27 protein-coding genes, 1 pseudogene and 1 other annotated feature are annotated in these 21973 nt (G+C 55.2%); of the genes and pseudogenes, 24 read left to right on the forward strand and 4 right to left on the reverse strand.

Annotated elements, in window-relative coordinates; all coding sequences use genetic code 11:
• Both FD34_RS08595 and FD34_RS03125 read right to left on the reverse strand, forming a co-directional pair.
• Positions 1-189 (reverse strand): hypothetical protein (locus FD34_RS08595; protein WP_057806656.1); only part of this gene is annotated, 189 nt, incomplete at its 3' end.
• Entirely contained in the window at positions 189-623 is a 435-nt protein-coding gene (locus FD34_RS03125) for an HIT family protein (protein WP_057806657.1), read from the reverse strand. The genes FD34_RS08595 and FD34_RS03125, both read right to left, overlap by 1 nt.
• A gap of 137 nt (positions 624-760) precedes the next feature.
• On the opposite strand from FD34_RS03125, the gene FD34_RS03130 reads away from it, so the two are divergent.
• From FD34_RS03130 to trmB, 3 genes are read left to right on the forward strand one after another with little or no spacing between them, the layout of a single operon-like run.
• Positions 761-1498 (forward strand): ABC transporter ATP-binding protein, encoded by a 738-nt coding sequence (locus FD34_RS03130; protein ID WP_057806658.1) that lies wholly within the window; start codon positions 761-763, stop codon positions 1496-1498.
• A complete protein-coding gene (locus tag FD34_RS03135) occupies positions 1491-2705 on the forward strand; it encodes an ABC transporter permease (RefSeq protein ID WP_057806659.1) in 1215 nt (404 codons plus the stop codon). Before FD34_RS03130 ends, FD34_RS03135 begins: the two co-directional genes overlap by 8 nt.
• Positions 2706-2708: 3 nt before the next feature.
• Positions 2709-3353 (forward strand): tRNA (guanosine(46)-N7)-methyltransferase TrmB, encoded by a 645-nt coding sequence (trmB, locus tag FD34_RS03140; protein WP_057806660.1) that lies wholly within the window; start codon positions 2709-2711, stop codon positions 3351-3353.
• A 45-nt stretch (positions 3354-3398) separates the two neighbouring features.
• On the opposite strand, the gene FD34_RS03145 is transcribed toward trmB, so the two are convergent.
• Positions 3399-3734 carry a hypothetical protein gene (locus tag FD34_RS03145; RefSeq protein WP_057806661.1) on the reverse strand — a complete coding sequence of 112 codons (336 nt, stop codon included), beginning with the start codon at positions 3732-3734 and terminating at the stop codon, positions 3399-3401.
• 166 nt (positions 3735-3900) lie between these two features.
• Between FD34_RS03145 and FD34_RS03150 the strand changes: the two genes are divergently transcribed.
• The 4 genes from FD34_RS03150 to FD34_RS03165 all read left to right on the forward strand — a co-directional run bounded on the left by FD34_RS03150 (position 3901) and on the right by FD34_RS03165 (position 7176).
• Positions 3901-4221, forward strand: coding sequence for a thioredoxin family protein (locus tag FD34_RS03150; protein WP_057806662.1), 321 nt, complete (start codon positions 3901-3903; stop codon positions 4219-4221).
• 66 nt (positions 4222-4287) lie between these two features.
• Positions 4288-4932 (forward strand): YtpR family tRNA-binding protein, encoded by a 645-nt coding sequence (gene ytpR / locus FD34_RS03155; protein ID WP_057806663.1) that lies wholly within the window; start codon positions 4288-4290, stop codon positions 4930-4932.
• A 125-nt stretch (positions 4933-5057) separates the two neighbouring features.
• Positions 5058-6365: a UDP-N-acetylmuramate--L-alanine ligase gene (gene murC / locus FD34_RS03160; protein ID WP_057806664.1), complete on the forward strand. Its 1308-nt coding sequence runs from the start codon at positions 5058-5060 to the stop codon at positions 6363-6365.
• 97 nt (positions 6366-6462) lie between these two features.
• Positions 6463-7176: a Bax inhibitor-1/YccA family protein gene (locus tag FD34_RS03165; protein ID WP_057806665.1), complete on the forward strand. Its 714-nt coding sequence runs from the start codon at positions 6463-6465 to the stop codon at positions 7174-7176.
• Positions 7177-7213: 37 nt separating this feature from the next.
• Here the strand turns inward: FD34_RS03165 and FD34_RS03170 are convergent.
• A pseudogene (locus FD34_RS03170) lies at positions 7214-7878 on the reverse strand (YoaK family protein).
• Positions 7879-8000: 122 nt separating this feature from the next.
• Between FD34_RS03170 and polA the strand changes: the two are divergent.
• From polA to FD34_RS03255, 17 genes are all read left to right on the forward strand, one after another.
• Positions 8001-10664 carry a DNA polymerase I gene (gene polA / locus FD34_RS03175; RefSeq protein WP_057806666.1) on the forward strand — a complete coding sequence of 888 codons (2664 nt, stop codon included), beginning with the start codon at positions 8001-8003 and terminating at the stop codon, positions 10662-10664.
• A 14-nt stretch (positions 10665-10678) separates the two neighbouring features.
• The gene (gene mutM / locus FD34_RS03180; protein ID WP_057806667.1) at positions 10679-11515 is read left to right on the forward strand and encodes a DNA-formamidopyrimidine glycosylase; all 837 of its coding nucleotides are present in this window, start codon (positions 10679-10681) and stop codon (positions 11513-11515) included.
• The gene (gene coaE / locus FD34_RS03185) at positions 11515-12117 is read left to right on the forward strand and encodes a dephospho-CoA kinase (RefSeq protein WP_057806668.1); all 603 of its coding nucleotides are present in this window, start codon (positions 11515-11517) and stop codon (positions 12115-12117) included. Before mutM ends, coaE begins: the two co-directional genes overlap by 1 nt.
• Before the next feature lie 40 nt (positions 12118-12157).
• The gene (gene nrdR, locus FD34_RS03190; protein ID WP_057806669.1) at positions 12158-12625 is read left to right on the forward strand and encodes a transcriptional regulator NrdR; all 468 of its coding nucleotides are present in this window, start codon (positions 12158-12160) and stop codon (positions 12623-12625) included.
• 11 nt (positions 12626-12636) lie between these two features.
• Positions 12637-13992, forward strand: a complete 1356-nt coding sequence (locus tag FD34_RS03195) for a replication initiation and membrane attachment family protein (protein WP_057806670.1) — start codon at positions 12637-12639, stop codon at positions 13990-13992.
• Positions 13993-13997: 5 nt separating this feature from the next.
• Positions 13998-14936 (forward strand): primosomal protein DnaI, encoded by a 939-nt coding sequence (gene dnaI, locus FD34_RS03200; protein ID WP_057806671.1) that lies wholly within the window; start codon positions 13998-14000, stop codon positions 14934-14936.
• 45 nt (positions 14937-14981) lie between these two features.
• Positions 14982-15115: a sequence feature (ribosomal protein L20 leader region), on the forward strand.
• A 43-nt stretch (positions 15116-15158) separates the two neighbouring features.
• Positions 15159-15671 carry a translation initiation factor IF-3 gene (gene infC / locus FD34_RS03205; RefSeq protein ID WP_057806723.1) on the forward strand — a complete coding sequence of 171 codons (513 nt, stop codon included), beginning with the start codon at positions 15159-15161 and terminating at the stop codon, positions 15669-15671.
• Positions 15672-15693: 22 nt separating this feature from the next.
• A complete protein-coding gene (gene rpmI / locus FD34_RS03210) occupies positions 15694-15894 on the forward strand; it encodes a 50S ribosomal protein L35 (protein ID WP_057806724.1) in 201 nt (66 codons plus the stop codon).
• 45 nt (positions 15895-15939) lie between these two features.
• The gene (rplT, locus tag FD34_RS03215) at positions 15940-16293 is read left to right on the forward strand and encodes a 50S ribosomal protein L20 (protein ID WP_057806726.1); all 354 of its coding nucleotides are present in this window, start codon (positions 15940-15942) and stop codon (positions 16291-16293) included.
• A 133-nt stretch (positions 16294-16426) separates the two neighbouring features.
• On the forward strand, positions 16427-16963 hold the full coding sequence (locus FD34_RS03220; RefSeq protein ID WP_057806728.1) for a YqeG family HAD IIIA-type phosphatase: 537 nt from the start codon (positions 16427-16429) through the stop codon (positions 16961-16963).
• Positions 16956-18074 (forward strand): ribosome biogenesis GTPase YqeH, encoded by a 1119-nt coding sequence (gene yqeH / locus FD34_RS03225; protein ID WP_057806730.1) that lies wholly within the window; start codon positions 16956-16958, stop codon positions 18072-18074. Before FD34_RS03220 ends, yqeH begins: the two co-directional genes overlap by 8 nt.
• 17 nt (positions 18075-18091) lie before the next feature.
• Positions 18092-18403 carry a ribosome assembly RNA-binding protein YhbY gene (gene yhbY, locus FD34_RS03230; RefSeq protein ID WP_057806732.1) on the forward strand — a complete coding sequence of 104 codons (312 nt, stop codon included), beginning with the start codon at positions 18092-18094 and terminating at the stop codon, positions 18401-18403.
• Between the two features lie 12 nt (positions 18404-18415).
• Positions 18416-19060 (forward strand): nicotinate-nucleotide adenylyltransferase, encoded by a 645-nt coding sequence (locus FD34_RS03235; protein ID WP_057806734.1) that lies wholly within the window; start codon positions 18416-18418, stop codon positions 19058-19060.
• Entirely contained in the window at positions 19053-19670 is a 618-nt protein-coding gene (yqeK, locus tag FD34_RS03240; RefSeq protein WP_057806736.1) for a bis(5'-nucleosyl)-tetraphosphatase (symmetrical) YqeK, read from the forward strand. The genes FD34_RS03235 and yqeK overlap by 8 nt, the downstream gene beginning before the upstream one ends.
• On the forward strand, positions 19671-20027 hold the full coding sequence (gene rsfS, locus FD34_RS03245) for a ribosome silencing factor (protein ID WP_057806738.1): 357 nt from the start codon (positions 19671-19673) through the stop codon (positions 20025-20027).
• Positions 20027-20767 (forward strand): class I SAM-dependent DNA methyltransferase, encoded by a 741-nt coding sequence (locus FD34_RS03250; protein WP_057806740.1) that lies wholly within the window; start codon positions 20027-20029, stop codon positions 20765-20767. Before rsfS ends, FD34_RS03250 begins: the two co-directional genes overlap by 1 nt.
• 10 nt (positions 20768-20777) lie before the next feature.
• Positions 20778-21911: a nucleotidyltransferase gene (locus FD34_RS03255; protein WP_057806743.1), complete on the forward strand. Its 1134-nt coding sequence runs from the start codon at positions 20778-20780 to the stop codon at positions 21909-21911.
• The last annotated feature ends 62 nt before the right edge of the window (positions 21912-21973 follow it).

Consider the following 21973-nt stretch of genomic DNA (forward strand, 5'->3'; position numbering starts at 1 on the left):
CTTCTGGATTCGCTCCAGGCGTGGGGCGTTCTTGAACCGCCATTTGGCGACGTCCCTATTGACCCCGTCGACAAAGTGGTTTACGCCGGCCATGGCCTGCTGGAGCTGCTGAAGATTGCCCTGCAGGCTGGTGACCTGGGCCTGAATCTTTTTGACCTGGGCGATCATTTCTTTGATATCATTCAGCATTATTGATCATCTTCCATCTGGTCCTTGATCGCCTGCTGGATCTGCCGGTACTTTTCGTCATTGTAGTTGCCGGAGTTGTCTTTAAAGATCATCTTGAAGTCGTCATCGTCGCTGTAGCGTGGGATGAGGTGAATGTGGGAGTGGAAGACGGATTGGTAGGCGACCTTACCGTTGTTGTTGACCACGTTCATCCCCTTGATGGCCGGGTTGGACTTCTTGATGGCCCGGGCAATCTTTGGCAGGCGAGCGAAGACGGCCGCGGCGAGGTCCTCATCGTAGGCGAAGAGGTCGGGAACGTGCTTCTTTGGGACGACTAGGGTATGGCCTGGGGTGCCCTGTGAGATGTCTAAAAATGCCTTAACCACGTCGTCCTCGTAGACGGTGTAGCTGGGAATCTCGCCGGCGATAATTTTACAAAAGATACAATCAGTCATGATGTACCCCCTCCTTTGTTTTATTACCTTATAGTATAACTTAAAATACGTCTTCCTTCACTGCGGAAGGGATAATCTGGTATGTTATAATTAAATGCTGAAGAAATTTCGACAGAAAAGAAGGGATCGCGACAACAATGGCACTTGAGATTAAGAACCTAGTCGGGGGCTACTCCCAGCTCCCCGTGTTGAAGGATGTTAGCCTGGATGTCCAGCCCGGTGAACTGGTCGGCCTGATCGGACTGAATGGGGCTGGTAAGTCGACGACAATTAACCACGTGATTGGTATCCTGCGCCCGTTCTCCGGGAAGATCATGCTGAATGGGATCAGCATCCAAGACGAGCCGGAGAAGTACAAGCAACAAATTGCCTACGTTCCCGAGACGCCGATCCTCTATGATGAGTTGACGTTGAAGGAACACCTGGAGCTGACGATGGACGCCTATGGTCTGGACCACGACCAGGCCTGGCAGCGGGCCCACCGGCTTCTGAAACTCTTTCGCCTCGATAACAAGTTGGACTGGTTCCCGGCCAACTTTTCCAAGGGGATGAAGCAGAAGGTGATGATCTGTTGCGCCTTCATGACGGACGCCAAGCTATTGATCGTCGACGAGCCCTTCTACGGCCTGGATCCCCTGGCGGTTCACGACCTGCTGGGCCTGATCGAAAAGAAGAAGGAGGCCGGGGTGGCGGTCTTGATGTCGACCCACGTTCTCGACACCGCCCAACGCTACTGTGATCGCTTTGTCCTGCTGGCCGATGGTAAGGTTCGGGCACGCGGAACCCTGGATGAGCTACGTAAGCTGGCGGACCGGCCGGATGAATCTTTGGACGAGATCTATCTTCATTTAGCAAGGGATGGTCAGAATGAGTAATCTATTCAACAAGCGCCGTCAGCGGCACTTCATGATGTTGCTGAAGTACTGGCGGCTGGTATTTAACGACCACTTCGTCATCGCCCTCTTCTTCCTGTTCGGTGCCCTAGCGTATGGTTATGCCCAGTGGCTGCCCCAATTAGGACCGCACCTGTGGTGGAGCCGCTGGCTACTGGTGGCCTGGTTTACCGTCCTGGCGCAGGTGGGACGGTTGGCGACCCTGGTGGAACGACCGGACCCGGTCTTTTTGCTCCCCATGGTGGGGCACATGCAGCGTTATCTCCGGCAGGCTGGACGCTATAGCCTGGCCCTGGGGGAATTGATGACTCTGGCGGGTGCCTTTGTGGCCTTGCCCTTTGCTCTGACGACCGAACGGCTGACCATGGTTGATGTGGTAAGCATTTTTCTGGTAGCCATGCTGGCCAAGGACAGTTGGCTGCGGCTGGCCCAGGGAATGATTAGTCAGCAGTGGGGGCAACGGCGGCAGTGGCTGCATTTAGCCCAGTGGTTATTACCCCTGGTGGTCGCCATGGTTACCTGGCTGGTAAATCCGCTGTGGGGGCTTGTTCTAGTCATTGCCATTGGCGCAAATGTGGACTACTTCTTCAGCCCGACCAAGCTGACGATTGACTGGCGGGCGGCGGTGAAGATGGAGGATGACCGGATGTACAGCGTCTACCGCTTCTTCAACCTCTTCACCGACGTGCCGAAGGTTCAGGGCAATGTCAAGCGGCGGCCCTGGGCCAACGGGCTGATCCGGAGATTGACGGTTCCTGGCCACCCCTGGTCCTATCTCTACGCGCGTGGCCTGTTACGTAACACCGACATCAGTGGGATCGTCATCCGGCTGACCCTGCTGGCAATGGTGGTGGCCTTCGTTGTGCCGATCACCTGGCTCAATAGCGCCCTGGTGGTCCTGTTCATCTACCTGATCGCCAGCCAGCTGATGCCCCTGTTTGACCAGTTCGACGGCAACGTCTTCACCCACCTCTACCCGGTACCCTTTGCCCAACGGCGGGCGGATTTTTCCCGGCTCCTGGTCCGGGTAACCGCCTTAGTTGCGGCACTGATCATCCTGGCCAGCCTCGGCATGACCCTCAACTGGCGGCAGTTCGGGGTCAACCTGGTCCTGGCCGTCATCGAAGTTGTATTGTTGACCCGGTTATACTTCCGGGCCCGAATCAAGAAATTAAGTGAGGAAAGTTAAACTATGCGTGTTAAACATAAAAAGTGGGCCGATCCCCTGATTGTGGCCCACCCAGAAAAGATGGTTACAAATGCTGCCGATTGGAAGGGAAAGTGGCAGCAGCGCTTTAGCAAACAGCAGCCGATTCACCTGGAAGTTGGGATGGGGAAGGGTCAGTTTATTATCGGCATGGCCAAGGCCTATCCGGAAATCAACTTCATCGGCCTGGAGATCCAGCGGACGGTGGCGGCGATCGCGTTGAAGAAGGCTTTGGGCGAGGAAGACCTACCGAACCTGCAGCTGATCTGCGGGGATGGGGAGGACCTTGACACCTTCTTTGAACCCCACGAGATCGACCGGCTGTACCTGAACTTCTCCGACCCGTGGCCGAAGAAGCGGCACGCTAAGCGGCGGTTGACCTACAAGACCTTCCTGGCTAGCTACCAGGAGATCTTAAAGGATCAGGGGACCGTTGAGCTCAAGACCGACAACATGGTCCTTTTTGAGTTCTCCCTAGAGAGCATGAACAACTTTGGTATGCACTTCGACGGGGTCTGGCTTGACCTCCACAACAGTGCGGAGGGCGAACATAACGTCGAGACCGAATACGAGCAGAAGTTTGCGGCCAAGGGTCAGCCGATCTACAAGCTGACGGCACACTTCGAATAATAAAAAAGTGGTTGACGGGGAGCAGATCCTCATCAACCACTTTTCTTATTCTTCAATTCGCTTGAGCTCCAGTAAGCTACCGGTGTAGGCGTCGGCCTTAAACTCGTAGTTTACCAGCTCATCGTCTTCGCGGCGGGTCAAGCCACCCTGGTAGGCACTCGTCTTAACGGCAAAGCGTTGAAATGGTACCGAATGGTGGTCAATCCAACTTCCGGTAATCTGGCCTTCGCGGGCAAAATCATTACGGACCATCCGTAAGATTCGCCGGGCGGACATTGGTCGATTGCCGAAGAGCTTACCACAAATGAAGCCGGCAAGCCCGGAGGCCCCCAGGGTAATGGGGACGATCCAGGGGTTGGCTGTACTGTTTGAATCGTTCATTTTAGATTAAATTACTTCTTTCTTGAAAAATTTGGAGATTGGGTAATTTAAGACGACACATTTATTTTACCATACCGTTGCAACAAAAAACAAATTGGCCGGTCCAAGCTGATTACTGGTTAGGTCCAGACGGCGTGATATAATAAGCAAAATGGGAGGGATAAGAATGGAAAAACTACCGGTAATGCGTGAGGACGAACTATTGAGGCGGGTTGACGACGGCCGTTTTGTCCTCTTCTTCACCGCTGACTGGTGCCCGGACTGCCAGGCGATCAAGCCGGCGATGCCAGACATCGAGCAGGACTTTAGCGATGCTCACTTCTACCTGGTTGACCGCGATGAGAATATCGACCTAGCCGCCGACCTTAATATATTTGGGATCCCGAGCTTCGTCGTCTTCCAAGATGGTCAAGAGATTGGTCGTTTCGTCAGCAAGGAGCGGAAAAGTAAGCAACAAGTAGAAGATTTTTTGCGCGATTTGAAGTAAAATAGGATGGCGGTATGTGGCCGTTATTTTTGACGGTCCTAAATTCAAATTGGAAAGGAACATTCAATGTTAATTTCAAGTTACAACCCGAAGGAAATGGGCGACATCCTGGTTGTCATCACGGCTCCCGATAGTGGCGATCAGACCAGTACGGTCAAGGATGGGGTGGCTCAGATCACCAATGATAAGGGACAGTTGCTCGGCTATAACTTCCTAGCCGCCAGCACGATTCTTCCCGAGTTAAAGGGCGAAAATGGTCAGGTCTTCCTAGATGATGACCAGGTGGCTAAGCTCAACGCCAAGCTGACGGCGGCCGGCTTCGACCAGCAGTTAACGGCCGATGCGGCGCCAAAATTTGTTGTCGGTTACGTGGAGAAGCTGGAAGACCACCCGAAGTCCGACCACCTGAAGATCACCCAGACCAGGATCGGTGCGGACCAGACCGTCCAGATTGTCTGTGGTTCACCTAACGTCGAGGAGGGTATCAAGGTCGTCGTTGCCCGTCCCGGTGCCATGATGCCGGATGGTAAGATCATCTGGCCAGGAGCCCTGATGGGGGTTGAGAGTGACGGCATGCTCTGCGGCTTCCGGGAGTTGCAATTGAAGAACGCCCCGGACGAAAAGGGCCTCTGGATCATCCCTGATGACTGGCAAGAAGTTGGGGAAGCGGTTGACTTCGACCGGGCCAACACCTTCTTCCCCGCAAAATAGTTAATTCTTTGTGAAAGCTATTGCCAAAACGCTAGAATGCTATATTATTTATTGGGGGACCGGGATGACTGGCCCCTCAATGACTTTTAAATTAACTGCATGAAAGCTGAAAGGAAACTGGATTGATGGAAAAGCAAACATACTATTTTGTTGGAATCAAGGGAACCGGGATGGCCTCGCTGGCCCGGATCCTGCATGACAAGGGAAACACGGTGTTGGGGTCTGATATTGAAAAGGAGACCTTTACCCAGGGACCCTTGCTGGAAGCGGGCATCAAGATCCTACCCTTTGACCCGGCCAACATCAAGCCGGGGATGACGATCATCCAGGGGAACGCCTTTGACGATGACCACCCGGAGATCAAGCGGGCTAATGAGCTTGGCCTGAAGATCATGTCCTACCCAGAAGCGGTGGAAAACGAGGTCGCCAACCATACCAGTATTGGGATTGCCGGGGCCCACGGTAAGACCAGTACAACGGCCCTGCTGGCCCACGTACTGGACGCCGTGGAACCAACCAGCTACCTGATCGGTGACGGGGTCGGTAAAGGCAACGCCCAGGACCGTTTCTTCGTCTTCGAGGCTGACGAATACCGGGATCACTTCCTGGCCTACCACCCGGATTATGCTATCATGACCAACATCGACTTTGACCACCCGGACTACTTCAAGGACATCGACGACGTGCGCCAGTCCTTTGAAACTTACGGCCGCCAGGTCAAGAAGGCCATCTTCGCCTGGGGCGACGACGAGAACCTCCACAAGCTCGACGTCGACGTGCCGATTTACTACTACGGGACCGGCGAGCATGACGACTTCCGGGCGGAGAATATCCAGCGGACACCGGCCGGCTCAACTTATGACGTCTACTTCCGCGACCAGAAGCTGGGGACCTTCACCATCCACCTCTACGGTGAGCACAGCGTCTTGAACAGTCTGGCGGTCCTGGCGGTGGCCTACATGGAACACGTTGACATGGCTGACATCAAGAAGGAGCTGGCCAACTTCACCGGGGTCAAACGGCGGTTCAGTGAGACCGATGTGGCCGATGACAAGATGATCGACGATTACGCTCACCACCCGAGCGAGATCAAGGCCACGATCGATGCCGCCCGGCAGAAGTACCCGGATAAGCAGATCATCGCCGTCTTCCAGCCGCACACCTACTCCCGGCTGGCGGCCTACATTGACGGCTTTGCCAGCTCACTCAGTCGGGCTGACAAGGTCTACGTTACCCCGATTTTTGGTTCCATCCGGGAAAACAAGGGGAACATCTCTAGCGCCGACCTGGAGGCCAAGATCCCGGGCAGCGAGGGAATCGATATGGATACGATCGACAAGCTGGCCCAGTACCATAACGCCGTTCTCATCTTCATGGGTGCCGGTGACGTTGAGAAATACGAGGATAAGTATAAAGAAATCCTTAATAAGTAGGACGAACGGATAAAAATGGTAGTGATCGCTACCATTTTTATGTTATTTTAAAGTTGTTTAGATTTTTCATAATTAAATAAGAAAGAGGGATTATCTGATGGATAACTTTTCTAATGGTTCGGGCCGGCGGATTGTGACCGACGCGGCGGGGCTGAACCGTTTCCTAACCCGGATGTATGGGAACATGACCCTGGCTGTTCTGTTTTCGGCGCTGAGTGCCTACCTGACGATGACGGTTTTCCGTGCCCAGGTGATGGGTTTCTTCGGTCAACACCCGGCCATGGTTTGGATCATCTTGCTATTGCCGATCGCCCTGTCGATGGGGGTCAGCTTCAGTGCGACCCGGAACCCGGTTGGTGGCTTTGTGATGCTGATGCTGACGGCGATCATCTACGGGGTTGAGTTTGCCCTGATCGCCGGCGTCTACACGGGGGCCGATATCGCGGCAGCCTTTGTTTCATCCGCGGCGGTCTTCGCCACGATGGCCATCTACGGGACGGTCACCAAGCGTGATCTGAGCCGGTTTGGCGCCCACGCCATGGCGGCCCTGGTGGCATTGATGATCGCCTGGATTGTCAACATGTTCCTGCACAGTCCGGCCATCACCTACATCTTTTCCTTCATCGCCGTCATTATCTTTGTCGTACTGACGGCCTGGGATGCCCAGAAGATGAAGCAGATCTACATGAACTACAGTGACCAGAACACGCTCGCCGGGTTAGCAATCGTGGGGGCCCTCCAGCTCTACCTCGACTTCATCAACCTGTTTATCTCATTCCTGCAGATCTTCGGAATGAGCGAACGTGACTAAAAATAAAAGCCAAGCTAGGATTTTCCTAGTCTGGCTTTTATTTTTTGCCTTCGATTGACCATTTCTGGAGGTAATAGGTGACGTTGGTAATGAGGATGATCAACACGGCCACCCAAATGGTCTTCATATGGAGGAGCGGCTGGACCTGGGCAGAAACAATGGCGCCGAGGGTGAACTGATAACAATGGCGCTATAATCCAGGGCGGGTGGGCGCTGACTCTGATCGTGGTGGAAGTAGTACTCGCTCCAGGCCACCACCGATTTCTTGAGGTTGCCACTGTTGAAGGCGTTACTGTAGCCGAGCCCAGCGATCTTGGTGAAGGCGGCGTTTTGCATGGCCAGGCCAAACGAGATTGCCGGGACGCTGATGTAGGTCGGAAAGCTTGCCGGCAGGCCGCCGACGACGATCCCGATGATCAGGATTGGCATCAGGCAGAAGAACCGCCAGTAGTGAATGATGTGGGCGTGGAAGACGCTGACGACGGCTAAACCAATGACAAAGGCGACCAGCGAGGCCAGCCGGTCGACCACGCCGAGCAGGTTATGGTTGGCGAGGGCGGCGCTCAAGAAGACGATGTTTCCGGTCTGGGCCGCTGCCAGGATATGGTCACACTGGATGTAGGTGAAGCCCCCGCAAAAGGTGAGGACGATGGCGAACAGGCGGGCCTCAGCCAGGTGTCCCTGGTCGATGAGATTATGCATGATTGATCATTCCTTAAGTAATAGTTGTCTTCATTATATTCCAGAAAAGGCTAATCGGGAAATTAACCGTGGCCGCTAATCTTTGGTACAATTGTTTTTAGAAAAAGAAGGGCGGGAATTGAATGACAAAACAATTGCTATTGATTGATGGTAACAGCATCGTCTTCCGGGCGTTCTTTGCCATGCACAGCCAGATCGACAAGTTTACCAACAAGGACGGTCTGCACACGGCGGCCATTTACGGCTTTAAATTAATGTTGGACCACGTACTGAACAGCTTTCATCCGGATGCGGCCCTGGTGGCCTTTGATGCCGGCAAGGTGACCTTTCGCACCAAGATGTACAGTGATTACAAGGGCGGTCGAAACAAGACTCCCGAGGAACTGACCGAACAGCTACCCTACGTTCGCCAGCTCGTCAAGGCATCTGGCCTGCACAGTTATGAGCTGTCTGACTACGAGGCCGACGACATCATCGGTACCCTGGCCAAGGAGGCCGATGATGCCGGTTACACGACCCTGATTGTGACCGGGGATCGGGACCTGACCCAGCTGGCTAGCGTTCACACCACGGTGGCGGTGACCCACAAGGGGGTTACCGAGACCGAGCACTACACCCCGGCCCACGTCGAGGAGAAACTGGGGATCACCCCGACCCAAATTATTGACATGAAGGCCCTGATGGGGGATAGCTCAGATAACTACCCGGGTGTCACCAAGATTGGGGAGAAGACGGCCCTGCGGCTAGTCAAGCAGTTTGGCTCAGTCGAGGGCCTCTACGACCACATCGACGAGCTCAAGAAGAGCAAGATGAAGGAGCACCTGGTTGAGGAGGAGGACATCGCCCGGGAGTGCAAGACCCTGGCGACGATCCTGCGTGACGCCCCGATTAAGGTCGGCTTGAAGGACCTCACCTACCAGGGGGAGCAAACCGAGGAACTGGTTGATTTCTACCAGCAGATGGGCTTTAAGTCCTTCCTGCAGAAGATGGACGTCGCTCCTGAAGGCGATGAGCCGGCGGTAGCGCCGATTGAGTACACGGAATTGGCTGCTGACCAGCTGGCTAAGCAGGTTGGTGAACTTGAGGGCCCAGTCAGCTTCTATCTGGAGATGCCCGCGGCCAACTACCACCTGTCCCCGTTTGCTGGTTTTGTGATTGGCGACGGTCAGCACTGGCTGGTCAGCCGCGATGCCGAGCTTTTGAAGCAGGCACCGCTCAAGAAGCTGTTGGAAGACCCGGCAGTAGAGAAGAACGTCTTCAACGCTAAGGGGCAGATTGTCGGCCTTCACCGTCTGGGAATTAACCTGGTCGGGGTTGATTTTGACCTCCTACTGGCTTCTTACCTGCTCAACACCAACGACAACAGCAATGACTTGGGCAAGGTGGCCGGCGAGCATGACTACCACAACGTTCAGACCGACGAGGAGGTCTATGGCAAGGGGGTCAAGCGGGCGGTTCCCGAGGATGATAAGGTCTTCTTCACCCACCTGGCCAATAAGACCCGGGCAATTGCGGACCTCCGCCAACCCCTCTACGACCAGTTGAAGGAAAATCAACAGATGCCGCTCTACACCGACATCGAGCTACCGCTAACCCGGGTCCTGGCCCAGATGGAGATGACCGGGGTTCACGTCGATGCCCAGACCCTCAAGAACATGGGCAGCAAGCTTAAGGAGCGTCTGGCTGAGATTGAGAGCCAGATCTATGAGGAGGCCGGTGAGGAGTTTAACATCAACTCCACCAAGCAGCTCGGCCACATCCTCTTTGAGAAGCTGAAGCTGCCGGTGATTAAGAAGACTAAGACTGGGTACTCCACGGCCGTTGACGTCTTAGAGAAGCTGGCCGACCGGGCCCCAATCGTCGCCCAGATCCTGGAATACCGTCAGATTGCCAAGCTCCAGTCAACCTACATCACGGGGCTGCTCAAGGTAATCCACTCCAGCGACCAGAAGATCCACACCCGCTACCTGCAGACCCTGACCCAGACCGGCCGCCTGTCCTCGGTTGACCCGAACCTGCAGAATATTCCGGTTCGTCTCCCTGAGGGCCGGCAGATCCGGCGGGCCTTCGTACCGAGCCATGACGGCTGGCAGATCTTCTCGTCTGATTACTCCCAGGTGGAACTGCGGGTCCTGGCCCACATCACGGGGGACAAGAACCTCCAGGAGGACTTCAAGAATGGTGAGGATATTCATGCTAGCACGGCCCGGCGGATCTTCCACCTGCCGGCCGATGCCGAGATTGACCCGAACATGCGGCGCCGGGCCAAGGCGGTCAACTTCGGGATTGTCTACGGGATCAGTGACTACGGGTTGGCCCAGCGGATCCACGTTAGTCGCTCCCAAGCCCACGAGTTCATCCAGAACTACTTCCACGAGTTCCCCGGGGTTGAGAAGTACATCCATGATACGGTAGCCTACGCCAAGGAACACGGTTACGTTGAGACGATCACCCACCGGCGGCGCTACCTGCCGGATATCAATGCCAAGAGCTTCAGCCGGCGTTCGTTTGCCGAACGAACGGCGATGAACACCCCGATTCAGGGGAGTGCGGCCGACATCATCAAGATTGCCATGATCCGGATGCAGCACGAACTGGAGCAACGCCATCTCCAGGCTAAGATGCTCCTCCAGATCCATGACGAACTGGTCTTCGAGGCCCCCAAGGAAGAAATCCCGGTATTGCAGAAGCTGGTTCCTCAGGTGATGGACTCGGCCGTCAAGCTAGACGTTCCACTGAAGGTGGACAGCAAGTTCGGCGATACCTGGTACGATCTTAAGAAGTAAGGAAGTCATTTAAGTTGCCAGAATTACCAGAAGTAGAAACCGTCCGGCGTGGTCTGCAAAAGATCGCCAAGGGACGCAAGATTAATGCCATTGATGTTTACTACGGCAAGACCATCACCAACGACGTCGAAGAGTTTCGCCAGGCCCTGATTGGCCAGACAATTGAGGATGTCGACCGGCGGGGCAAGTACCTGCTCTTCCGATTTAGCAATGACCTGACGATGGTCTCCCACCTGCGCATGGAGGGCCAGTACTTCAGTCAGCCGATCAGTGGACCAATCGACAAGCATACCCACGTCGTCTTTCAGTTCACAGATGGCACGGAGCTCTGCTATCACGATACCCGTAAGTTCGGCCGGATGACTCTGGTGTCCACCGGGGATGAGATGCAGGTTGGCGGGCTCAAGACGATCGGGCCGGAACCGACGCCAGAAGCGTTTAAACTGGACTATTTTGCTGCCGAACTCCATAAGAGCCGGAGTAAGATCAAGCCCTTCCTCCTCAACCAGCGCCACGTAGCCGGCCTGGGCAACATCTATGCCGATGAGGTCCTCTGGATGAGTAAGATCAACCCGGAGCAGCCTGCTAATACCCTGACCGATTCTCAGATCAAGGATCTTCATGACAACATTATTAGGGAACTGGCCCAGGCCATCAGGTACAAGGGGACGACGGTTCACACCTTCACCGATGCCTTTGGGGACGCAGGCGGCTTCCAGGAACGCCTTAATGCCTATGGTCACGGCGGCGATAAGTGTCCGCGCTGTGGGACCAAGATGATCAAGATCAAGGTGGCCCAGCGGGGGACCACCTACTGCCCTCACTGTCAACCGCTGCGGGAGGAACAGTGATGACAAAAATCATCGGTTTAACTGGCGGAATTGCCAGCGGTAAGTCCACCGTCAGCGCCCTGCTGCGCCAGGCGGGGATACCGGTCATCGACGCTGACCAGGTTGCTCGCCAGGTTCAGCGCCCTGGCTCGGTGGCCCTCGATAAGTTGGCAGCCGCCTTTGAACCCGCGATCATCGCCCCTGACGGCAGCCTGAACCGACAACGACTGGGACAGCGGGTCTTTGACGACCCGGCCGCCCGCCAGGAGCTTGACCGGATCGTCCAGCCTCTGATCAAGGACACCATCTGGCAGGCCGTTGATAACCTCAGGCGGCAGGGGGTCGCAAACGTCGTCTTAGACGTGCCCCTTCTGTTTGAGGCCGGCTACGACACCGACTGCGATCTGGTCGTGGTCGTCCGGGTGAGTCCGGCGACTGAATTGCGCCGACTGATGGCCCGCAATGGCTATTCAAGGGCGGCGGCCCAGGCACGGATTGCCGCCCAGCTCCCCTTGAGTGTGAAGGTGGCTAAGGCAGACGTAGTGATTGATAACGACGGCAGTCGAGAAGAAACGCGGCGCCAGGTGGCCCAATTGGTTGAAGACCTGCGGGGCACGCGGTAAAATAAAGCATTACCTAACTAGTTAAAAGGAGGGGAACGCTTTGCGATGCCCACACTGTCATAAAAATGGTTCGCGGGTGGTTGACAGCCGCCCTAGCGAGGACGGTACCTTCATCCGACGCCGGCGTGAATGTGTCCACTGCGGATTTCGCTTTACCACCTTCGAACGTTATGAGGAGACACCGCTGCTCGTTATCAAGAAGGACGGTACTCGCCAAGAATTCAGCCGGCAGAAGATCCTAAACGGGATCGTCCGGTCTGCCGAAAAGCGGCCGGTGAGCATGGAGCGCCTGACCAAGCTGACCGATAAGGTGGAGAAGCAGGTACGGGGCCTCGGCGAGAATGAGGTTTCCAGCCAAGTCATCGGTAAGTTCGTGATGAATGAACTGAAGGACGTTGATGAGATCGCCTACATTCGCTTTGCGAGCGTCTATCGCCAGTTCAAGGACGTGGACGCCTTCATGAGTGAGTTGGAGACGATGGTCAAGGATGAGCACAAGAAGAAGTAGGGGGTAAAAGTGTGAAGACGGCACCAAGTTTTGATCCGCAGGCGGGATATTTAGTGACTGCCGCGGCTGACTTCATTAACTTCAGTGATCAGACCTTCACCGATTTTTACCAGCCGGTACTGGGGCCGGCCGCCTTCAGCCTCTTCTATGCTTTGCGAAGTCAGCTTGTTGATGCACCAACCCTGGCCGATCGGCGCCTGCAGTCAAACCTCTTGGTGCAGGTCAATGCTGGTCAGCGGCAGGTTGATGAGGGTCTGTGTCGCCTGGAGGGGATGGGGATTGTTTCGACCTATTTCCAACACGATGCCCAGGGTGACCTCTACGTCTACGAGCTTCAGGCAACCCTGACCCCGGAAAGATTCTTCGCTGATAATCTGTTGAGCGTTCTCCTGCTTGAAGCCATTGGTGAGTCGGCCTTTCAACGCTTAGCCAAGCGCGCTTATCGATACCGGCTGGCCGGGGACCGGTCTCATCTCAAGGATATCAGTCACCACTTCCTGGATACATACCAGGTCGACCAGCGCGAATTGGTGAGTGTGCCGGCGGCCGTCAAGCAGGCCCAGACGATGACCAGTCCGGCACCGTCCCGCTCCTTGGTGACGACGAGCGATGATTTTGACTGGCCGACCCTGATGGCCCTATTGAAGGGACAGCCAGTGGCCCAGGATGACCTTGCTGACCACCGGGAACTGATCGAGGTGGAACACCAGCTCTACGGAATTGATGAGCCGACGATGGCCCGGTTGATTCGGGGGGCGCTGGACCTAGCAACCAACCACTTCGACGCCAAGAAGTTTAAACGCCAGGTGGCCGCCAGTTACAAGCGGGTGGCCGAGTCGTCCTCCCAAACTGCCAAACAGGTACCGAGTGATGATAAGCAGCTGACGACCAAGGACCGTCAGCTGCTAAAGAGCACCGATAATTACGCCCCGATCACTTTTCTCCAGGCATTAAAGGAGCAGACGGGGGGCTACGTGACCGCTGGTGAGCGCAATGTCTTGACCCGTCTGATTCAGGATGGCAAATTGCCGTCGCCGGTGATCAACGTCCTGGTCTGGTACGTCATCGCTGACCTCGGCAACGCTACTCTGAAGGGCAACTTTGTGGATGCCATCGCTAACGACTGGCTGCGGGCCGGGGTCCACGATGGTGCCGGGGCCCTGATTCAGCTGAAGAAATTTAACCAGGATCGCCAGCAGGCTCCGACCAAACGAAAGCCCGGACAGCACGGCTACCGCCGGATGGAGGTTCGGGAGACAATGCCTGACTGGAGTAAGCAGGATAAGGCCGCCCGGACCAAGAAGGCCTCGGCGGTGGCCCTGGCCAAGGCCCGGGCACGTCAGGCTAACAAGCGGAAGGAGGGGTGATTGCTTTGGAATCACTAAACAAGACAATTCAGAAGATGATGCAGGGGCGTAACGTGGCGGCCAACATGGATCAGGTGATGAAACAGGTATACCAGGATCCGGAGGTACAGGCTTTCTTAAACCAGCACCAAGCCCAGCTTAATAAGGAGAGCATCCGGCGGGGACGGTCAAAGCTGTACGAGTTCTTCCACGAGAAGCAACTGATCAAGGCTGGCAAGGCGACGGTCGCCCCCGGCTACTCACCCCAGCTGCAGCTTGTTGCTGGTCAGATTGACGTGACCTACGTGCCGACCCAGCAGCTGATTGAGCGTCGTCACCAGGAGCACCTGCGCCAGCTGGTTAGCTCAATCAACATGCCTAAATTCATTCGGCGGGCAACCCTGGATGGCTACTACCTCGATGACCAGAACGGAACGGAAGGCCGGGTGATGGCCTACAACGCCGTTAATGACTTCATCGATAATTACCAGCCAGATCACTTCCGGCCGGGCCTCTACCTGACGGGGAGCTTCGGGGTTGGGAAGACCTATCTCCTGGCAGCGACGGCTAATGAACTGGCCAAACACGACGTTGCGACCACGATGGTCCACTTCCCGAGCTTTGCCGTCGAGATGAAGAATTCGATCCGGACCAACGAGGCCGGCTCGAAGATCGACGCGGTTAAAAAGGCCCCGGTCCTGATGCTCGATGATATTGGTGCCGATGCCATGTCAACCTGGGTTCGCGATGACGTCCTCGGTGTGATCCTGGAGTACCGGATGCAAGAGGAGCTGCCGACCTTCTTCAGCTCCAATTTCTCCATGGACCAGCTCGAAAAACAGCACCTGGCGATCAACAACCAGGGGGTCGTTGAGCCGGTCAAGGCGGCCCGGATCATGGAGCGAATCAAGTTCCTCTCCCGGGAGATCACGATGAACGGTGAAAATCTGCGAAAAAAGGGATAATTGCTTGACATTTACTCGATAGTTTTGTACGCTAGTAAACGTTGAAAGAAAAAGCAGAAGCACCCGCTTCTCGCCTGGGCGATAAGGATCGTCGGGCTGACGAGATGAAATTGAGCAGACGAGTGAGGTCTGTTCCTATTGAGCGGGGTGCGGTTTGCACCCCGCTTTTTTTGCTTGATCTTTCGCTAATAAAATTGGAGGTGCGTTGCCATAGCACAAGATATGATTGTCAATAACGGTATTCGTGCACGGGAAGTGCGGCTGATTGACCAAAACGGTGAACAGTTAGGGATCAAATCGAAGCGTGAAGCACTTCAATTGGCAGAAGATGCCAACCTTGATTTGGTGTTAGTAGCACCAAAGGCACGGCCAGCTGTTGCCCGCATTATGGATTACGGTAAGTACCGTTTCGAGATGCAAAAGAAAGAGCGTGAAGCTCGTAAGAAACAAAGGACAGTAACCGTTAAGGAGATTCGGCTGAGCCCATCAATTGACACGAACGACTTCAACGTCAAGCTGAAGCGGGTTCGTAAGTTCATCGAAAAGGGTGACAAGGTTCGGGTTTCGTTACGTTTCCGTGGCCGTGCCATTACGCATAAGGATATCGGTCGTGACATGATTGAACGGATGGCTGAAGAAACTTCAGACATTGCTACTGTTGTCCAACGTCCAAAGATGGAGGGGCGGAGCATTTTCCTGACGCTCGCCCCAGCTGCTGATAAAGCGAAAAATTAATTTAAGAAGGTAGGAATAAGTTATGCCAAAGATGAAGACTAACCGCGCTGCTGCAAAGCGTTTCAAGCGTACTGCTAATGGTGGATTCAAGAGTGGTAACTCATTTACCAGTCACCGTTTCCACGGTAAGACCAAGAAGCAACGTCGTCAATTACGTGGCTTGAGCATGATGGACAAGTCCAATGTAAAGCGTTACAAGAAGTTACTGCCATTATTCAAGTAAACTTCAATCGAAATAAATAATACAAATACGTAGGAGGATTTCAACATGCGAGTTAAAGGTGGAACTGTTACGCGCGCACGTCGCAAGCGCATCATGAAGTTGGCAAAGGGTTACCGTGGTTCAAAGCACCGTCTGTTCAAGACTGCTAAGGACCAGGTAATGAAGAGTTACGTTTACGCTTTCCGTGATCGGAAGGTTAACAAGCGTAAGTTCCGTGAACTCTGGATTGCCCGGATCAACGCCGCTGCTCGGATCAACAACATCAGCTACAGCAAGTTGATGCACGGTCTGAAGTTGGCTAACATCGACATCAACCGGAAGATGTTGGCTGACCTGGCTGTTAACGATCCAAAGGCATTCACGGCCATCGTTGACGAAGCCAAGAAGGCCCTCAACTAAGATTGAAAATTTGAGCCACCCATCCCTTTATTTCGATGGGTGGCTTTTTTGATCGGGCAGGGTTATCGGATCAATTGAAACCCGTCTGAACAATCGTTATAATTAATCTAATACTGCATAATGAGGTGCAATCTTGTTAGAAAAATTTAAGCCAACCTGGATGGTTAAAAATATCTACCAGGTATCACCACAAGAACTACAAGCCAAGGGGATTCGTGCCGTCTTCTCCGACCTAGACAATACCCTGATTGCTTGGAACAACCCGGATGGGACACCGGAACTTCGCCATTGGATGGATGACCTCCATGCGGCCGGGATTCCCCTGATCGTGATTTCCAATAACAGTAAGCAACGGGTGGCCCGGGCGACGGCCAGCTTGAAGTTGCCCTTCATCTCCCGGGCCCTCAAGCCGCTGAGCTTTGGTATCACCCGGGCCCGACGCAAACTGGGCTTGAAGCCTCATGAGGTCGTGATGGTCGGTGACCAGCTGATGACTGACGTAATTGCGGCCAATCGGGCGGGGGTCTACAGTATCCTTGTCCAGCCGCTGATCAGCACGGATAAGTGGGTTACCTGGCCCAACCGCGTCATGGACGACCTGGTGGAGAAGCGGTTGAAACAGAAGTATCCAGATACGAAATGGCAGGAGGGATTAACTAAAGATGAGTGAACAAGACGATCAACTACGGTGTATCGGTTGCGGGGCGATTATCCAGTCAACGGATCCGGCCGCCCCGGGCTACACCCCTAAGTCGGCAATTGAAAAGGGATTGGCGAACAATGAGCTGTACTGTCAGCGCTGCTTCCGCCTCCGTCACTACAATGAAATTGCCCCGGTCTCCCTATCTGACGACGACTTTTTGAAGCTGCTGAGCCAGATTGGTCAGTCCAAGGCCCTGATTGTCTACGTGGTCGACATCTTCGACTTCAACGGCAGTCTGATCCCGGGGCTCCACCGCTTTGTCGGCGATAATCCGATCCTGCTGGTCGGCAACAAGGAGGACCTTCTCCCACATTCGCTGCGGCGGCCTAAGCTTCGTGACTGGATCCGCCAGCAGGCTAACCGGGCTGGGTTGCGACCGATCGACACGGTCCTGGTTTCAGCCAAGAAGAACCACCAGATCGACCAACTCCTGGATACGATTGAAAAGTACCGGGGTGATCGTGACGTCTACGTAGTCGGGGTTACCAACGTTGGTAAGTCAACCCTGATCAATCAGATCATCAAGTTGCGGACCGGGGTCCAGAATCTGATCACGACCTCCCGTTTCCCCGGGACGACTCTAGATGAGATCGAGATCCCACTGGATGATGGCCATCGTCTGGTCGACACGCCGGGAATCATTCATTCTCATCAGATGGCCCATGTCCTGTCACCCAAGGCCCTAAAACTGGTTGCCCCGCAAAAGGAAATCAAGCCGCGGACCTACCAGTTGAACCCGGAGCAGACCCTGTTTCTGGGTGGCATTGCCCGCTTCGACTATCTGAAGGGGGAACGGGCCGGTTTAGTGGCCTACTTTGACAATAACCTGATGATTCACCGGACCAAGCTGGCTAACGCGGACCGTTTTTATGAAAAACACGTCGGTGAGCTTTTGACGCCGCCGAGTGAAGACGACCTGGCGACCTTCCCGCCACTGGAACGTGAGGAATTCCGGGTCCATGAGAAGAGTGACATTGTCTTTGAGGGCCTGGGCTGGATTACCGTGCCGGCGGGAACCACCGTCGCTGCCTGGGTACCCAAGGGTGTGGCGGCCCTGATCCGTCGCGCAATGATTTAATTAAGTGAGGTTTAAGAATGCAATTACGAGGAAAACAAAAACGTTTCTTACGGGCCCAGGCTAATCACCTGCAGCCGATTTTTGCCGTGGGTAAGGAGGGGCTGACCGACCAGTGGCTGGCCCAATTAAATGGTGCCCTGGACCGGCGTGAGCTGATCAAGGTCAACATTCTGCAGAATGCGGACGTCACCACGGCTGAGCTCAAGGACTTTATCGAGCGGGGCACCGACATCCAGGTGGTCCAGTCGATCGGTCGGGTCCTGGTCCTGTTCAAGGTTTCAGCCAATAAGGACCGGCGCGAGCTATCTGATCGCGTGGCCCGAATCTAAGGAAGTGTGACTATGCAGCGTTGTCGAGTATTTGCTAATCCGCAGACGCGAGTGCAACCGAAACCCGTCACGACCAGTCACCGGTTCCGGGTCGGGATTTACGGTGGAACTTTCAACCCAATCCACAACGCTCATCTCCTGGTGGCCGACCAGGTGGGGAACTCGTTGTCCCTGGATCGAGTCGATTTCATGCCAGACGCGACGCCACCACATGTGGACAAAAAGACGGCGATTGCTGCCGACCTGCGGCTGGCGATGATCAGGCTGGCGATTCATGATAACCCCATGTTTGGAATCGAGGAGAGTGAGCTGTACCGGGGTGGGGTCAGCTACACCTATGACACGATGAAGCAACTGGTCGAACAGCACCCGACCACGGACTACTATTTCATCATCGGTGGCGATATGGTAGACTACCTACCCAAGTGGCACCGGATTGATGACCTGGTCCGCCTGCCACGCTTTCACTTTGTTGGGGTTCGTCGACCGGGCGCCAAGAACGAGTCAGCCTACCCGGTGATCTGGGTGGACGTGCCGCCGACCAGCTTCAGTTCAACGGACATTCGACGTCGGATCGCCCAGGGCCTGTCGATTCGGTACATGGTTCCGGACGCGGTCGCCGCATTTATAAAGGAGCATCACTTGTATCATGAATGAGGAAACAATTGAGTACAGCCATCATTATGTGCCGCTGACCCGGGGCCAGCTGGTCGACCGCCTGCGGGCTGCCCTGAAGCCCAAGCGCTTCCACCATGTCCTGCGGGTTGAGCAGACCGCAATTGCCCTGGCCAAACAAAACGGGGTTGACGTCGAGAAGGCCAGCATTGCCGGGCTCTGCCATGACTACGCTAAGCAGCGCCCTGACCAGGACTTTATCGACGAGATTCATGCTAAGGGCTTGGATCCTGACCTGCTGAACTACGGAAATGCCATCTGGCATGGGATCGTGGGGGCAGAATTGGTCAAGGATGAGCTCGGCATCTGGGATGAGGACATCTTAAACGCGGTTCGTCATCACACCACCGGCGCAGCTAAGATGACTAAACTGGAGCAGGTGGTCTACATGGCTGACTACATTGAACCGGCCCGTGACTTTGATGGGGTCGAATCGGCACGGCGGATCACGGCTACCGACCTTGGTGCCGGGGTTGCCTACCAGACCAAGCACACCCTAGAATATTTGATTGAAAACAGCAAACCAGTGTACCCGAAGACGATTGAGACTTATAACGCCTGGGTACCGGCTTATGAAGGGAAGATTAAATAGATGGAAAGCAAACAATTACTAGAGATGGTTGTCAAGGCTGCCGATGGTCGGCGGGCCGAAGACATTGTGGCACTGAAGGTTGACGAGATCAGCCCGATGGCAGACTACTTCGTTATTATGACTGGGGGCTCTGATCGACAGGTTCAGGCGATTGCCAACGCGATCATCGAGAAGGCCCACGAGGATCAGGTTAACATTGGTAGCGTCGAGGGTAAGAACCATGCCAAGTGGGTTCTGATCGACCTGGGCGACGTGGTGGTCCACGTCTTCCGTGAAGAGACCCGGAGCTTCTACAACCTGGAGAAGCTCTGGTCCGATGCCCCGGTAGTCAACGTCGATGAATGGGTCAATGACTAATGATTTACCACACCTTTGCCCAGCTTTACGACCAGCTCTTCGATGATGAGCTCTATGCTAAGTGGGCGGCCTACACCCGGGATAATGGCGGCCCGGCTGCTCACCGGATTCTCGACCTAGCAGGGGGCGCCGGTCGACTGGCGGTCCTGCTGGCCAAGCGGGGGCAGGATGTGACGGTGGCCGACTTCTCGGCTGATATGCTCAGCCTGGCCAGTCAGCATGCCGCGGCTGCCGGGGTCAACTTGACCCTGGTGGAGGCTGACATGCGCAACCTGGCCGCCTTGGGGCAGTATGACCTGGTGACCTGCTTTGCCGACTCACTATGTTACTTGGCGGGGATTGATGAGGTTGAAATAACCTTTCAGCAGGTGGCACTCCACCTCCGGGCTGGCGGCCGCTTTCTTTTTGACATGATCACCCCCTACCAGACCGACGTAGTTTACCCGGGCTACATGTACAACTACGAGGATGATGACCATCAGCGGGCCTTCCTCTGGCAAAGCTACGGCGACGACGATGTAGCTCACGGGGTGATCCATGACCTGGCCTTCTTCAACCGGCTGGCGGATGGACATTACGAGCGGATCGGGGAGAACCACTTTGAGCGCAGCTACCCCCTGAAAGCCATCGAGGCGGCCTTGACTCGCAGCGGCTTTACCAACGTTGAGGTAACGGCTGACTTTGGTGCAGCGGCTCCGGATGAGCAGACGACGCGTTGGTTCTTTTCTTGTCGAAAGTAGGTGACTTGTGATGCAGGCAGTTGGGATGGTCGTCGAATACAACCCTTTCCATAATGGGCACCGTTACTTCCTGAATCAGGCACGGCAAATAACCGGGGCCGACGTGACGGTGGCGGTAATGAGTGGGAACTTCACCCAGCGGGGAGAACCGACGATCGTCGATAAGTGGGCCCGCGCTAAGGCCGCCCTGGAAAGCGGGGTCGATCTGGTGGTGGAGCTGCCGGTCTTCTACACCGTTCAGCCGGCCCACCGGTTTGCAGCCGGTGCCCTGGCGATTCTGGCCGCCCTTCAGGTTCATCGGGTGGCCTTTGGGGCTGAACATCCCGCCTGGGACTTTCCGGCCCTGGTGGCGGCCGAGCAGCGGTTTAACCAGGCCGATTTTGACCAGTACAACGCCACCTATGCTACCCAGTTCAACCAGCAGCTGCGGGCGCAGACGGGCCTGGAGCTCCGTGACCCCAACGATATTCTGGCTTTCGCTTACACCAAGGCGGTACTGGCCAATCACTACCCGATCCAGTTGACCCCGGTCCAACGACAGGGCAGCGACTACCACGACCGGACGATCCATGGCCGGATTGCCAGTGCCAGCGCAGTCCGGCGGGCGGTGGCTGCTGGGACGGAATTCTTTGCTACGGTACCGCCGGCGATGAGGACCACCCTGGCGCAGGTTGACCAGGTCCCCGACTGGGCAAGCTTGTATCCGCTCTTGCGTAACCAGCTAATTCAGGCACCGTTGGGCTACCTGGCGGCGACCTACCAGATGGCAGAGGGACTTGAGCACCGGATGAAGGAGGTTGCCCAACGGTCGCTGACCTTTGACGACTTCATTCATGGGGTGAAGACCAAGCGCTACACTTACGCCCACTTATTACGGATGTGTCTGTACACGACCCTGCAGCTGAGTGAGGAGGAGGTGGCCGCCAGAGTTGACCACCCCTACATCCACATCCTGGGCTTTAACAAGCGGGGGCAGGAATACCTTCACCAGGTCAAAAAGGTGGTCCCGGTGCCGCTATTTACCAAGGTCAGTCAGGGGATGCGGGATGGCTTCTACAACCTTGACTACCGGGCCGGCAAGCTCTATCAGCACTTTACCCCAGTTGAGCAGGACCTCAAGCACCCGCCGCTTATGATTCGCTAGGGGGCTGTCAAGGAAAAAACATTGACAAGTATTTGTGGTCCTAGTATAATTGCATACGTTGC

Origin of the sequence: Limosilactobacillus pontis DSM 8475, assembly GCF_001435345.1 — a bacterium.
Lineage (GTDB): Bacteria > Bacillota > Bacilli > Lactobacillales > Lactobacillaceae > Limosilactobacillus > Limosilactobacillus pontis.

What these genes read in the sequence shown, in the direction of transcription:
- FD34_RS03135 (WP_057806659.1), top strand. Translation starts at nt 1,491, where the DNA reads ATGAGTAATCTATTCAACAAGCGCCGTCAGCGGCACTTCATGATGTTG.
- yqeK (WP_057806736.1), top strand. Translation starts at nt 19,053, where the DNA reads ATGAATGAGGAAACAATTGAGTACAGCCATCATTATGTGCCGCTGACC.
- FD34_RS03255 (WP_057806743.1), top strand. Translation starts at nt 20,778, where the DNA reads ATGCAGGCAGTTGGGATGGTCGTCGAATACAACCCTTTCCATAATGGG.
- FD34_RS03235 (WP_057806734.1), top strand. Translation starts at nt 18,416, where the DNA reads ATGCAGCGTTGTCGAGTATTTGCTAATCCGCAGACGCGAGTGCAACCG.
- polA (WP_057806666.1), top strand. Translation starts at nt 8,001, where the DNA reads ATGACAAAACAATTGCTATTGATTGATGGTAACAGCATCGTCTTCCGG.
- FD34_RS03165 (WP_057806665.1), top strand. Translation starts at nt 6,463, where the DNA reads ATGGATAACTTTTCTAATGGTTCGGGCCGGCGGATTGTGACCGACGCG.
- FD34_RS03145 (WP_057806661.1), bottom strand. Translation starts at nt 3,734, where the DNA reads ATGAACGATTCAAACAGTACAGCCAACCCCTGGATCGTCCCCATTACC.
- trmB (WP_057806660.1), top strand. Translation starts at nt 2,709, where the DNA reads ATGCGTGTTAAACATAAAAAGTGGGCCGATCCCCTGATTGTGGCCCAC.
- rsfS (WP_057806738.1), top strand. Translation starts at nt 19,671, where the DNA reads ATGGAAAGCAAACAATTACTAGAGATGGTTGTCAAGGCTGCCGATGGT.
- FD34_RS03250 (WP_057806740.1), top strand. Translation starts at nt 20,027, where the DNA reads ATGATTTACCACACCTTTGCCCAGCTTTACGACCAGCTCTTCGATGAT.
- infC (WP_057806723.1), top strand. Translation starts at nt 15,159, where the DNA reads ATGATTGTCAATAACGGTATTCGTGCACGGGAAGTGCGGCTGATTGAC.
- FD34_RS03125 (WP_057806657.1), bottom strand. Translation starts at nt 623, where the DNA reads ATGACTGATTGTATCTTTTGTAAAATTATCGCCGGCGAGATTCCCAGC.
- ytpR (WP_057806663.1), top strand. Translation starts at nt 4,288, where the DNA reads ATGTTAATTTCAAGTTACAACCCGAAGGAAATGGGCGACATCCTGGTT.
- FD34_RS03130 (WP_057806658.1), top strand. Translation starts at nt 761, where the DNA reads ATGGCACTTGAGATTAAGAACCTAGTCGGGGGCTACTCCCAGCTCCCC.
- murC (WP_057806664.1), top strand. Translation starts at nt 5,058, where the DNA reads ATGGAAAAGCAAACATACTATTTTGTTGGAATCAAGGGAACCGGGATG.
- yqeH (WP_057806730.1), top strand. Translation starts at nt 16,956, where the DNA reads ATGAGTGAACAAGACGATCAACTACGGTGTATCGGTTGCGGGGCGATT.
- coaE (WP_057806668.1), top strand. Translation starts at nt 11,515, where the DNA reads ATGACAAAAATCATCGGTTTAACTGGCGGAATTGCCAGCGGTAAGTCC.
- rplT (WP_057806726.1), top strand. Translation starts at nt 15,940, where the DNA reads ATGCGAGTTAAAGGTGGAACTGTTACGCGCGCACGTCGCAAGCGCATC.
- yhbY (WP_057806732.1), top strand. Translation starts at nt 18,092, where the DNA reads ATGCAATTACGAGGAAAACAAAAACGTTTCTTACGGGCCCAGGCTAAT.
- rpmI (WP_057806724.1), top strand. Translation starts at nt 15,694, where the DNA reads ATGCCAAAGATGAAGACTAACCGCGCTGCTGCAAAGCGTTTCAAGCGT.
- FD34_RS03150 (WP_057806662.1), top strand. Translation starts at nt 3,901, where the DNA reads ATGGAAAAACTACCGGTAATGCGTGAGGACGAACTATTGAGGCGGGTT.